This window comes from Caballeronia glathei (assembly GCF_000698595.1).
Classification (GTDB): Bacteria; Pseudomonadota; Gammaproteobacteria; order Burkholderiales; family Burkholderiaceae; genus Caballeronia; species Caballeronia glathei.
Window position 1 is genome coordinate 18,265 of sequence record NZ_JFHC01000053.1, and the last position, 11,939, is coordinate 30,203.

The following is an 11,939-nucleotide window of genomic DNA, read 5'->3' on the forward strand; positions in this document are numbered from 1 at the left end:
GCGAAACCGGGTGTTGCCCGGTTCGCAGCCATCCCGCCCGTCGCGGCTGCGGCTTCGCCCTTACTTGGGCTCTTCGACCGTACGCAGATACGGCTTGAGCGTCTTGAATCCCTGCGGATACTTCTTCTTCGCGTCGTCATCCGAGACCGACGCCGGAATGATCACGTCCTCGCCCGGCTTCCAGTTCACCGGCGTCGCCACCGTGTGCTTCGCGTTCAGCTGGAGTGCATCGAGCAGGCGCAGCACTTCGTCGAAATTGCGCCCCGCGCTCATCGGATAGGTGAAGGTGGCCTTGATCTTCTTGTCCGGCCCGACGATGAACACCGCGCGGATCGTCGCGTTGTCCGCGGCCGTGCGCGGCGAGTCGCCGCTCGCGTTCGGATGGATCATGTCGTAGAGCTTCGCGACCGTCAGATCCGCGTCGCCGATCATCGGATAATTGACGGCGGTTCCCTGCGTTTCCTCGATGTCCTTCGCCCACTTCGAATGGCTGTCCACCGGGTCGATCGACAAACCGATGACCTTGGTGTTGCGCTTGTCGAATTCGGGCTTGAGACGCGCCATGTAGCCGAGCTCGGTCGTGCAGACCGGCGTGAAGTCCTTCGGATGCGAAAACAGAATCGCCCACTTGTCACCGATCCACTCATGAAACCGGATCGTACCTTCAGTCGTCTGCGCGGTGAAATCGGGGGCTTCGTCACCGATACGGATGGACATGTTTCAATCTCCACTGTGTGAAAAAAACGAAGTGTTCCGGTATCGAGGGATTCGTGACGGAACAGGCTCCGGACGTAAATATGAAACTAACAAGATGATTATAGTGCGCCACGTGCGCGCGATTTGCTCGGACCGCCGTCATTCGCGAATCATCGTGATTGCGTCTGCGCCGATTCCTCTGCTCAATCGGAAGTGTGGCCCGGCCCTCGCTGCGCATGTTCGCGCGCCTCCTCCGGACTTTCATAAATATACGGTGCGACGCCGCGACGTTTGAGCGCATCCCCGAGCTTCATCCTGAGAAAACTGCTCGTCGTGTAGCGCGTCACGCTGCCGTAGAACTTGCTCACGAGCTTCGTCACCATCTCCGAATAGGCGTCGAGGATCTCGGGCCGGATGGAGAAATTGTCGTAGTTCACGATCGCGTGCGGCTTCGCGGTCGTGCCGGCGAGCTGCACCTCGACCTCGCGGCGGATCGCCTCGACGTCCTCTGCGCTCGCCACTTCGTGCCCCTCGAAATTGATGAAGAGCATGTTCTGGCTCGCGTCGTAGCTGAACCGCTCGGAGAGGCGCAGGCCGAGCAGGATGCCGCGCAGGCCCATCGGCGCGTCGCGGAAAATACGGGCGTCCATCAGGCGCGGCGGCGACTTGATGACGGGCGCAAAGCCCATGTGCGCGACGATATCGTTCTGCACGTCGATGCCTGGCGCAACCTCGATCAGTTCGAGCCCGCCGGGCGTGAGCGCGAACACGCAGCGCTCCGTGATATAGAGCACCGGCTGCCCGCGCTCGGCCGCATACGCGCCGCTGAAAGTGCGATGTTCGACCTCATCGACGAACTTCTGGCACGTGCCTTCGCGCAGGATCCTGAGACGCCCGTCTTCGATCGCGATCTCGAGCTTGCCCGCATTGAACGTGCCAACGAACACGACTTTCTTCGCGCTCTGGCTGATGTTGATGAAGCCGCCCGCGCCCGCGAGTTTCGGGCCGAACTTGCTGACGTTCAGATTGCCCGCGCGGTCCGCCTGCGCGAGGCCGAGAAACGCGATGTCGAGTCCGCCGCCATCGTAGAAGTCGAACTGGTAGGGCTGGTCGATGATCGCCTGCGTGTTGGTCGCCGCGCCGAAATTAAGCCCGCCCGCCGGAATCCCGCCGATCACGCCCGGCTCGGTCGTCATCGTGAAGAGGTCGATCACCTGCTCCTCGTTCGCGACGCTCGCAATGCCTTCAGGCATGCCGATGCCGAGGTTCACCACGCTGTTCGCCATCAGCTCGAACGCGGCGCGGCGCGCGATGATCTTGCGCTCGGAGAGCGCCATCGGCGGCACGGAGCTCGCCGCGACACGCAGTTCGCTGGAAAACGCCGCGCTGTAGCGTTCGCCGAAGGTCTGCCAGTGGTTCTTCGGCTCGGCCAGGACCACGCAGTCGACCATCACGCCCGGAATCTTCACTTGCCGGGAATTGAGCGTATTCGACTCGGCGAGCCGCTCGACCTGCGCGATCACGATGCCGCCCGAATTGCGCGCGGCCATTGCGATCGAGAGACCTTCGAGCGTCAGCGCCTCCTTTTCCATCGTGATGTTGCCGTTGACGTCGGCGGTAGTGCCGCGCACGATCGCCACGTCGATCGGAAAGGTCCGGTAGAAGAGATACTCCGCGCCGTCGATGGACATCAGCGTGACGAGTTCGCCGGTGGTGCGCGCGTTGAGCTTGCCGCCGCCGTTGCGCGGATCGACGAACGTGCCGAGGCCGACCGTCGAGAGATGGCCGGGCCGGTGCGCGGCGATGTCGCGAAAGAGCTGCGAAATCACGCCCTGCGGCAGGTTGTAGGCCTCGATGCGGTTGTCGATCGCGAGTTGCTGAAGGCCCGGCACGAGTCCCCAGTGCCCGCCGATCACGCGCCGCACGAGCCCTTCGTGCGCCAGATGATTGAGCCCTTTCGTGCGCCCGTCGCCCTGGCCCGCGGCGTAGACGAGCGTGAGGTCGCGCGGCGCCTCGCCGTTTTCGCCGTCGCCTTCCAGGAAGCGCGCTTCGAGCGCGATCGCCACCTCCTCCGCGAATCCGATGCCGACGAAGCCGCTCGTCGCGATCGTATTGCCCGAACGGATCAGACGAACCGCCTCGCGTGCAGAGACGATCTTCCCGCGCTCGACGGTGCGCGCCGTGGCGGGAAACCGGTGCCTGGTACCTGCGCTCATGTTGTCTCCATTCGGCACGTACGGAGGAGGCCTCCCGTGCTCGTGTGTGTCAAGGGCATGCCGTGGCCGGGCTCCCGACCTGCGCGCGACAGGCGGCGCGCTGAGATTCCGGTCTTTCGCGTGCCCCGGAACGGCAGTTCAACGGCGCGGTCATGCTGCACACATTGTGCAGCATGACCGCGAGATGCCTCTCGCGCCACATTGCCATTCCGCTGCGGCGCGGCGCGGCGCGGCTCGGGAACGCGCGATCCGCGCAAGTCTTCGAGCGCAGCCCGCCCGCCGCCTCATGCGTACTTGATCTGCGAAACCGCGCGCAGTTCGTCCGGGGTGGCCGTGCCGTAGCCGAAGAACTCCAGATAGGCCGGGATCATCTCGAAGAGCATGTCGGTGCCGACCTGCACGGCGCACCCCTTGTCCTTCGCAGCGCGCAGAAGCGGCGTGTATTCCGACTTCATCACCACTTCGCCGACGAAGGTCGAAGGCGCGATGCGCTCGATGTCGAAGGGCAGCGGGTCGGTGTCCTTCATGCCGAGCGGCGTTGCGTTCACGATCACGTCGAACCCGGCGGGGTCCCTCGATCCGGTGGTCACGGCGAGCAGCGGGTAATGCTCACGCAGGCGCTCGGCCAGCGCCTCGACGGATGCGGCACTCGTATCGAAGAGCGCCAGTTCGGCGACACCCGCGGCCGCCATCGACGCCGCGATCGCCGAGCCCACCCCGCCGCTGCCGAGCACGAGCGCGCGCGCGCCCTTGAGCGGCCTGCCCTTGCGCTCGACGCCGCGCACGAAGCCGGCGCCGTCGAACTGGTCGCCGACGAGCGTGCCGTCCGGGCGTTTCAGGATGGCGTTGCACGCGCCGGCGATGCGCGCGGTGGGCGTGACCTCATCGACGAGGCCGACAGTCGTGATCTTGTGCGGCATCGTGACGAGCGCGCCGCGAATGTTGGTCATGCGAAAGACGAGCGGCAGGAAGGATGCATAGTCCTCGGGTTTGACGCCCATCGGCACGACGACCGCATCGATGCCGCTCTTCTCGAACCACGGGTTGTAGATCATCGGCGCCTTGAACGCCTCGGTCGGGTAGCCCAGGTGGGCTATGAGGGTGGTCTTGCCGCTGATCATCGCTGCGCTCCTTTTTCCCTGACGGTCGATGGACTGCATCGTTCGATTTTCCGCGCGGCGGCGCGGGGTTCGCCCCTTTTCCTTTCATCATAATGCTTGAGGCCGCGTTTGGTTTGGTTTCATTTGGTTCGGCCGGCCTCGGTTTTTTTGGCGTCTCCACGCGTTCTGCTTTTCGCTGGCGCTTGGGTTTGGTGTTTTTTTGAACCGTCTGATGCGCCTCGTGCTTCTGTGAAACTTGCGTTGTTATTGGTCTATTAGCTTCGCCCCTGTGCGGGGCGGCAGTCACTTTCTTTGCTGCTGCGAAGAAAGTGACCAAAGAAAGCAGCCTTTTAGTCATACGGTGTCAGGACGTGACCACGTTTGATTCCTTCCAAGTGGCCCGACCGCAGGAGTGTCCACCTCTGTACGGTGAGCGGACAGGTACGCAGACCCAATGCGTAGTCGCACCCTTGAACGGAGTGACAAGGCAGTCATTCTTCCGTCCTCGCTGCGCTCCGACGCGCAGCCTGCCTTCGCCGTGGTTTGCATGGCTACCTTTTTTTCACGCTCTTTTCTTTCGCATTCTTCAGGGTTTCTACTCTCTCCCTTCTCCCTTCAGCGCTCGCTGAAGACGCGGTCTTCGCAATCCTCCGCGATTCAGGTCATCATTTCGTATCGGTCGCGCACGCGCGCCGTCCAAGGAGCACGCGATGAGCACACCCGCCTGTGACACGACCCGGCAATTGCTGCCGTTTCGCGAATCATTGCTCGCCATGCTCGGCGTCGCCTTCGTCGCCATGCTCGTCGCCCTCGACCAGACCATCGTCGGCACCGCCATGCCGCGCATCGTCGCCGAACTGAAAGGCTTCGACCTCTACGCGTGGGTCGCCACGTCGTACATGCTCGCCTCCGTCATCACAATCCCCATCTTCGGCCGGCTCGGCGACCTCTTCGGCCGCAAGCCGTTCCTCCTCGCGGCCATCGCGCTCTTCACCGGCGCGTCCATCCTCTGCGGCATCGCCAGCGACATGCTGTTTCTCGTGATCGCTCGCGGCGTGCAAGGCATCGGCGGCGGCATCCTGATCGGCACGATCTTCGCAAGCGTCGCCGATCTCTTCCCCGACCCGCAGCTGCGCCTGCGCTGGCTCGTGTTCGTCAGCACGGCGTTCGGCCTCGCGAACATCGTGGGGCCCTCGCTCGGCGGCATGCTCACCGAACACGGCGGCTGGCGGCTCGTCTTCTTCGTGAACGTGCCGATCGGCATCGTCTCGCTCTTCTTCGTGCACCGCTATCTGCCACACCTGCGACAGCCCCGCACAGGCGCGCCGGTACGCCTCGACTGGCCCGGCGCGCTCGTCGTGGCAGCCACCTTCGGCGCTCTGCAACTGCTGATCGAGTTTCTTCCGAACGAAGGGCTCAGCAAGACGACGGCGCTCCTCGCCGCGATCGCGGCAGGCGGCATGCTCACGCTATGGTTCTGGGAAAAACGCATGGGCTATCCGGTCGTGCCCGTCGACATGCTCGTCGACCGCAAGCTCGCCGCGCTCTTCGCGATGTCGCTGCTCGGCGGCTTCGCGCTCTTCTCACTCGTGTTCTACGTGCCGCTGCTGTTTCAGGGCGGCTACGCGATGTCCCCGCACGACTCCGGCATGCTCATCACGCCGCTCGTCATCGGCACGACGATCGGCACGTTCGCGAACAACCGCATCGTCACGCGCATCCGGCGCGCGAACATCATCATCCACGTGGGGTTCGCGCTCTTCGCGGCCGCATGCCTCGGCGTGGTCGCGATCACCGGCATGGCGCCGCATCTCGTGTGGGTGACATGCATGGCCGTGAGCGGCCTCGGGCTCGGACTCGTGGCCGCCAACCTGACGATCTTTTCGCAGCAGATCGTCGGGCGCGACAACCTCGGCGCCGCGACCGCGCTCCTGCAATCGCTGCGCACCTTCGGCGGCATGCTCGGCACGGCGATCACCGGCGCGCTGCTGAGCCAGATGTACACGCGCGGCGTGCACCGGTCACTGGACTCGTATCAGGCGACGCAGTGGTTCAAGTCGTTTTCGAGCCCGGAACTGCTCGTGGACAGAAAGGAGCAGGCCGCGCTGGTGAGCCGCCTGATCACAGCGGGCCACGCCGGCGACGCGATGATGAGCGCGGCGCGCCGCGCGCTCGTGGAGTCGATCCACGTCGGCCTCACGCTCGCGGCCGCGGCGGCGATCGTCGGGCTGTGCCTCGCGTGGTTCGTGCCGCCGGTGCGCGTCGGCCGGCCGGAGCCCGACGCGCACGCGGCGGGCGGCACCGTACCGCCTGTACCGCCCGTACCGCCCGCGCCGGACGGTCAGTGACTCGTGCCGAGGTAGGCCGCCCTCACCGACGGATCATTGCGCAACTGCTCGGCCGGGCCGTGTGTCGCGACCCGGCCGTTCTCCAGCACGTAGCCGTAGTCGGCGACGTTGAGCGCCGCGGCCGCGAACTGTTCGACGAGCAGCATCGTCACGCCCTCCTCCTTCAGCCGCGCGATGATGCGGAATACCTCGTCGACGAGGATGGGCGCGAGGCCCATCGAGGGTTCGTCGAGCAGCACGAGATCCGGATTCAGCATGATGGCGCGTGCCATCGCGAGCATCTGCTGCTCGCCGCCGGAGAGCGTGCCCGCCAGCTGGTTGCGCCGTTCCTTCAGGCGCGGGAAGAGTTCGATGGCGCGCTCCAGATCCGCCGCCACGTCGCCCTTCGGACGCGCCCACGTGAGGCGCGGGAACGCGCCGAGGATCAGGTTGTCAGTCACCGACATGGTCGCGAACACGCGCCGCCCTTCCGGCGAATGCGCGAGCCCGAGGCGCGCGATCCTGTGCGAGTCCATCGCGTCGATGCGCTTCGCGTCGCTGCCGACGCCCATCGTGATCTCGCCTTCGGTCGGCCTGATCATGCCGGAGATGGCGCGCATCGTCGTGGTCTTGCCCGCGCCGTTGGAGCCGATCAGCGTGACCACCTTCGCCTTCGGCACGTCCATCGATATGCCGTGCAGCACTTTCACCTTGCCGTAGCCGGCGTGCAGATTCCTGATCGATAACATGTCGTGGTTTGTCCTTCTGTGTTCTTTTTCAAGCGCTCGTTTCGAGGCATCCCCGGTGCATGACCCGATGAAGCGTCAGGTCCCCATCAGCCGCTCCGCCCCCTCGTCGGCCTGCCCGCCCAGATATGCCTCGATCACCTTTTCGTTGGCCTGGATCTCGGCGGGCTTGCCCTCCGCGATCTTCTGCCCGAAGTCCAGCACGGACACCGTATCGCAGACGCTCATCACCACGTCCATGTGATGCTCGATCAGCACGAGCGTGATGCCGTGATTGCGCACCTTGCGGATGATCGCGATCAGGTCGCGGATATCGGGCGCCGTCAGACCCGCCGCGGGCTCGTCGAGCAACAGCAGTTGCGGGTCGAGCGCGAGCGCCCGCGCGATTTCCAGCAGGCGCTGCTTGCCATACGGAAGGTTGCGCGCCTCCTCCGCCGCGACGTCCTCCAGCCCGACGAATCGCAGCATGTTGAACGCGCGCTCGCGCGCCTCGCGCTCCTCGCGCCGGTATCGCCCCGTCATCAGGCCGACATCGGCGAAGTTGGACCTGAACGTGTGATGCAGGCCGACCAGCACGTTCTCGAGCGCGGTCATCTCGCCGAACAGCTGCACGTTCTGGAACGTGCGGGCGATTCCGGAGAGCGCGATGTCCGCGGAACTGCGCCCCGCAATCGGCTTGCCGTCATACTCGATCGCGCCCGCGGTCGGCACGTAGATGCCGGTCAGCACGTTCATCATCGTGCTCTTGCCCGAGCCGTTCGGCCCGATCAGCCCGTGAATGGTGCCGCGCTTCACCTTCAGGTCGACTTCGTTGAGCGCCTTCAGGCCGCTGAACTGCATCAGCACGCCGCGCACGTCGAGAATGCTCCCGGTGCCTTCGGTGCGAACCGCGAGCACCGCATCCTGGCGCGTGGCGGCGAGCGCCTGAATATCCATCGATCTCGCGCGCCCGCGGCCGAGGCTCAGCACACGGCGCACGAACCCGACGATGCCGTCCTGCAGGTAGTACACGACGAGCAGGATCATCAGGCCGAAGATGGTCAGCCGCCAGTCGGTGAGCGCATCGATCCAGTACGAGAAGATCGCGAGGCCCGCCGTGCCGAGCACGGGAATCGCCACCTTGCGCGGCGTGCTGATCTTGCGCGCGAGCGCCACCGCCGCGCCGATCACGACGATGGCCGCGAGCAGCGTCGAGACCATGCGGAACGTGTCGATGTCGTCGAGCAGCTTGGGCAGCATCACGATGATCGTCGAGCCGAGCACGGCGCCCGTGCGCGTCTTGCGCCCGCCCATGATGATCGCGAGCAGGAACAGGATGGTCAGCTCGAAGTTGTACGTGTTGGGCGAGATGTACTGCTCGGAATACGAGTAGAGGCAGCCGGCCAGCCCCGCGAAACCCGCGCTGATCACGAACGCATAGACCTTGTACCGGTACACCGAGACGCCCATGCAGTCCGAGGCGATCGGGCTGTCGCGCAGCGCCTCGAACGCGCGGCCGAGGTGCGACTTGAGCACGCGGTGCACGACGACGATCGACACCACGAGCAGCGCCGCGACGAGCCAGTAGTACTCGACTTCATCGAGCATGTGGCCGGCGAACGAGGGCTTCGGGATCTTGAGGCCCATCGGCCCGTTGGTCAGGAAGTCCATCTCGTTGATGAGAATCTGGATGATGGTGCCGAACGCGAGCGTCACCATCGCCAGATACGGGCCCGATACGCGCAGCGCCGGCAGGGCGAGTATCGCGCCGAAGCCGGCCGTCACGAGGATCGCGAGCGGCGCGGTCACGAAGAACGGCATGCCGAGCTTCATGAACAGCACGCCCGCGGTATAGGCGCCCACGCCGAAGAGGCCGGCGTGTCCGAGCGACACCTGACCCGTATAGCCGACCACGATGTCGAGACCGAACAGCAGGATCGCGTAGATCATGATGGTCTCGACGAGGTGGATGTAATACGGATTGCCCGACAGCAGCGGGAAAACCGCGAGAGCAGCGAGCCCGAGTCCCGCCGCGATGAGTTTCTTTGTTTTCACGGTAGCCTCAGACTTTCTTGATCGCGGTCTTGCCGAAGAGACCCGCGGGCTTCACCGCCAGCACGATCAGCAGCAGCACGAGTCCCGGCACGTCCTTGTAGCCGGTCGAGATGTAGAAGCCGGTCGTCGTCTCGGCGATGCCGAGAATCATCCCGCCCACGATGATGCCCATGCCGCTCGACAGCCCGCCGATGATCGCAACGGCGAACGCCTTCAGGCCGAGCACGGCGCCCATCGTCGCGCCGGTCAGCGTGAGCGGCGCGATCAGCACGCCCGCGAAGGCCGCCGTGAGCGACGAGAGCGCATACGAGAACGTGATCACGAGCCCCGTGTTGATGCCCATGAGCGAGGCCGCATCGCGGTCATTGGCGGTCGCGACCACGGCCTTGCCGAAGATCGTCTTGCGGTTGAAGAACTCCACGGCGAGCATCATCACGAGCGCGCCCGCGACGACGAGCAGCTCCATCGGCAGCACGTTCGCGCCGAACACCCTGAGCGGCGACTCCGGCAGCGGCGACGGAAAGCGCAGGTCGTCGCGGCCCCAGACGTTTTCCGCGACGTTCTTGAAGATGATGCCGAGCGCGATCGTCGACATGATCCAGCCGAACTCCGACTTGATCTTGATCGCGGGCCGCACGCCGATGCGTTCGACGAACGCGCCCTGCGCGAGCCCGAAGAGGCAGACGAGCGGAATCATCAGCCAGTAGTTCACGCCGAGCGAAACGAGCGTGAGCCCGACGAGCGCGCCGAGCATGAGGGCATCGCCCTGGCCGAAGTTGAGCGTGCCGGAAGTGGCGAAAGTAAGTTGATAGCCGAACGCGATCACGGCGTAGATCATGCCGAGCGCGATGCCGCTATAGATGAGCTGAAGAAGAATGGACATCGTCGAATCGCCGGTGGTTCAGGAGACAAAGCAAAGCCGCACCCGCCGTGAGGCGGGCGCGGCTCATGTACACAAGATGCGCGGCCTTAGTTCGAGGCCGTCGTCTGCTTGGCGCGCAGCTGGCCGCCGCCCTTCTTGTCCGCGTCGTACGCGTAGACCACGCGGCCGCCCTTCACCTCGCCCACCACCGGCACGTTGGGGCTGATCGCTTCGTGGTCGGCATGCGAGAACGGCTTGTCGTACACCATCACGACGCCCTCGACCTTCGTGTTCAGGCTCTCGAGCGCAGCACGCACCTTCGGGCCCTCCGTCGATCCGGCCTGCGTGATCGCGGCGGCGAGCAGGTACACCGAGTCGTAGCCTTGCGCGGCGGAAACCGGCGAGTCGATGCGGTTGTTCTTCGGCTTGAACTCCTTCAGGTACGCATCGATGAAGGCCTTGCGCTTGGGCGTGTTCGGCTCCTGGATGAACGTCTGCGGCATGCGCGCGCCTTCGCCGTTGGCACCGGCGTTGTCGATGTAGTTCGCCATCGAGAGCGTCCAGCTGCCGATGAGCGGGACCTTCCAGCCGAGCTTCGCCTGCCCGTTGGCGATCTGCGCGAGCTCCGGTCCGATGCCGTAGGTCAGCACGGCTTCGGCGCCCGCTTCCTTCGCCTTCAGCAGCTGGGCCGTCATGTCGACGTCCTTGATGTTGAATTTCTCGACGGCGACAGGCTTCACGCCCTTCGCGGCCAGCGCCTTCTCGAGGTCCTCGCGGCCGAGCTGGCCGTAGTTGGTCGAGTCGGCGAGGATCGCCACCTTCTTGAAGCCGCGCTTGGTCACCGCTTCCTCGACGATCATCGGCGCCTGGATGCGGTCGGCGGCGGCGTTGCGGAACACGTAGTTGTCAGGCTGGTCGGCGAACTGGTGCGTGACGACCGAACCGGTCGCGACGTTGTTGAACACCGGGATCTTCGCTTCCTGGAAGAAGCGCTGCGAAGCGAGCGCGACGCCGGTGTTGATGTAGCCCACTACCGCGACGACCTTCTCCTTGTTGATCAGCTCCTGCGCGATCTGCACGCCGCGCTCGTTCTTCGCTTCGTCGTCACGCTCGACAAGCACGATCTGGCGGCCGAGCACGCCGCCCGACTTGTTGATCTCAGCGGTAGCGAGCCGCACCCCGTCGCGCATGCTCACGCCCATCGACGACGAACCGCCGGTGAAAGGACCGTCGACGCCGATCTTGATCGGATCCGCCGCGTAGCCGGCCGAGGCGAAAACGCCGAACGCGAGCGCACCCGCGATGAGCTTCATTTGCATACCCATTGTTGTCTCCGTCGCATGAATCGTTTTTTTTGTCAGGCCGGCTTTCGTTTTTGGCGGTCGCCGCCTGGCCCGTTTATTTCGCAAGCTTGTTAAATACTTGTCGGTGACTGAGTGTAGGAAGTGAAAGGTTCAGACAATATTCGGAGTTACCCGCACAAAGTGAAAGGCACGGAGCGCGAGCGCACATTGAAAGGCGGCGCGCCCCGAAAGGGTGCGCCGCGTGCAGGAGATCAGGTGGGTGCTATCGGATGAGCGGCGGCAGTCGCGCCGCCGTCATGGCGTCGTCATGACCCTGGCCGACGAACTGGTTTAGCTTTTCTCGACGGACGCCGGCCCGCCATTTTCGCCAGCGACGCTCGCGCGCGCCTCTTCCCAGAATTCGTCGGCGCGTCCTTCGGGGCTCCCCGCTTCTTCCCATAGCTCGTAGGCTTTGCGGCGGATCTGTTCGTCCGTCGACGTGTCCAGCGATGTGTTTTCCATCGTGCGCTCCCAGGCAAATGATTACGGAACGGATGGAAGCCGCGGACTCCACGGTCGCACGCGCCGGCCCGACTCCATACGGGCCGCGGCGCCACCATCCGGCAAACGTTGCAGCGATCTCACCGCAGCAATCGCTATGCCGCGCGGTGTCAC

At 64.8% G+C, this 11,939-nt stretch carries 9 protein-coding genes; 1 reads left to right on the top strand and 8 read right to left on the bottom strand.

The genetic code is table 11. The annotated features are described in order from the left end of the window. Positions 1 to 60: 60 nt before the first annotated feature. From BG61_RS27045 to BG61_RS27055, 3 genes are all read right to left on the bottom strand, one after another. A complete protein-coding gene (locus tag BG61_RS27045; protein ID WP_035928291.1) occupies positions 61 to 717 on the bottom strand; it encodes a peroxiredoxin in 657 nt (218 codons plus the stop codon). 182 nt (positions 718 to 899) lie between these two features. Continuing rightward, positions 900 to 2,912: an acyl CoA:acetate/3-ketoacid CoA transferase gene (locus tag BG61_RS27050; protein WP_035928289.1), complete on the bottom strand. Its 2,013-nt coding sequence runs from the start codon at positions 2,910 to 2,912 to the stop codon at positions 900 to 902. A gap of 284 nt (positions 2,913 to 3,196) precedes the next feature. Then, positions 3,197 to 4,033 (bottom strand): shikimate dehydrogenase family protein, encoded by an 837-nt coding sequence (locus tag BG61_RS27055; RefSeq protein ID WP_035928286.1) that lies wholly within the window; start codon positions 4,031 to 4,033, stop codon positions 3,197 to 3,199. Between the two features lie 689 nt (positions 4,034 to 4,722). Here BG61_RS27055 and BG61_RS27060 point away from each other — a divergent pair. Further along, entirely contained in the window at positions 4,723 to 6,360 is a 1,638-nt protein-coding gene (locus tag BG61_RS27060; protein ID WP_051672808.1) for an MFS transporter, read from the top strand. Here the strand turns inward: BG61_RS27060 and BG61_RS27065 are convergent. From BG61_RS27065 to BG61_RS40400, 5 genes are all read right to left on the bottom strand, one after another. Continuing rightward, the gene (locus tag BG61_RS27065) at positions 6,354 to 7,088 is read right to left on the bottom strand and encodes an ABC transporter ATP-binding protein (RefSeq protein ID WP_035928283.1); all 735 of its coding nucleotides are present in this window, start codon (positions 7,086 to 7,088) and stop codon (positions 6,354 to 6,356) included. The genes BG61_RS27060 and BG61_RS27065 overlap by 7 nt on opposite strands. A 75-nt stretch (positions 7,089 to 7,163) precedes the next feature. Then, positions 7,164 to 9,119 (bottom strand): branched-chain amino acid ABC transporter ATP-binding protein/permease, encoded by a 1,956-nt coding sequence (locus BG61_RS27070; protein WP_035928280.1) that lies wholly within the window; start codon positions 9,117 to 9,119, stop codon positions 7,164 to 7,166. Between the two features lie 7 nt (positions 9,120 to 9,126). Then, positions 9,127 to 10,002, bottom strand: coding sequence for a branched-chain amino acid ABC transporter permease (locus BG61_RS27075; protein ID WP_035928277.1), 876 nt, complete (start codon positions 10,000 to 10,002; stop codon positions 9,127 to 9,129). 86 nt (positions 10,003 to 10,088) lie between these two features. After that, positions 10,089 to 11,300: an ABC transporter substrate-binding protein gene (locus BG61_RS27080; RefSeq protein WP_370818051.1), complete on the bottom strand. Its 1,212-nt coding sequence runs from the start codon at positions 11,298 to 11,300 to the stop codon at positions 10,089 to 10,091. A gap of 315 nt (positions 11,301 to 11,615) precedes the next feature. Further along, positions 11,616 to 11,786, bottom strand: coding sequence for a DUF2934 domain-containing protein (locus tag BG61_RS40400; protein ID WP_075584236.1), 171 nt, complete (start codon positions 11,784 to 11,786; stop codon positions 11,616 to 11,618). Positions 11,787 to 11,939: the final 153 nt, after the last annotated feature.

Excerpts from the sequence above, each read along its gene's own strand:
- BG61_RS27045 (WP_035928291.1), bottom strand. The coding sequence starts at position 717 with ATGTCCATCCGTATCGGTGACGAAGCCCCCGATTTCACCGCGCAGACG.
- BG61_RS27050 (WP_035928289.1), bottom strand. The coding sequence starts at position 2,912 with ATGAGCGCAGGTACCAGGCACCGGTTTCCCGCCACGGCGCGCACCGTC.
- BG61_RS27055 (WP_035928286.1), bottom strand. The coding sequence starts at position 4,033 with ATGATCAGCGGCAAGACCACCCTCATAGCCCACCTGGGCTACCCGACC.
- BG61_RS27060 (WP_051672808.1), top strand. The coding sequence starts at position 4,723 with ATGAGCACACCCGCCTGTGACACGACCCGGCAATTGCTGCCGTTTCGC.
- BG61_RS27065 (WP_035928283.1), bottom strand. The coding sequence starts at position 7,088 with ATGTTATCGATCAGGAATCTGCACGCCGGCTACGGCAAGGTGAAAGTG.
- BG61_RS27075 (WP_035928277.1), bottom strand. The coding sequence starts at position 10,002 with ATGTCCATTCTTCTTCAGCTCATCTATAGCGGCATCGCGCTCGGCATG.
- BG61_RS27080 (WP_370818051.1), bottom strand. The coding sequence starts at position 11,300 with ATGCAAATGAAGCTCATCGCGGGTGCGCTCGCGTTCGGCGTTTTCGCC.
- BG61_RS40400 (WP_075584236.1), bottom strand. The coding sequence starts at position 11,786 with ATGGAAAACACATCGCTGGACACGTCGACGGACGAACAGATCCGCCGC.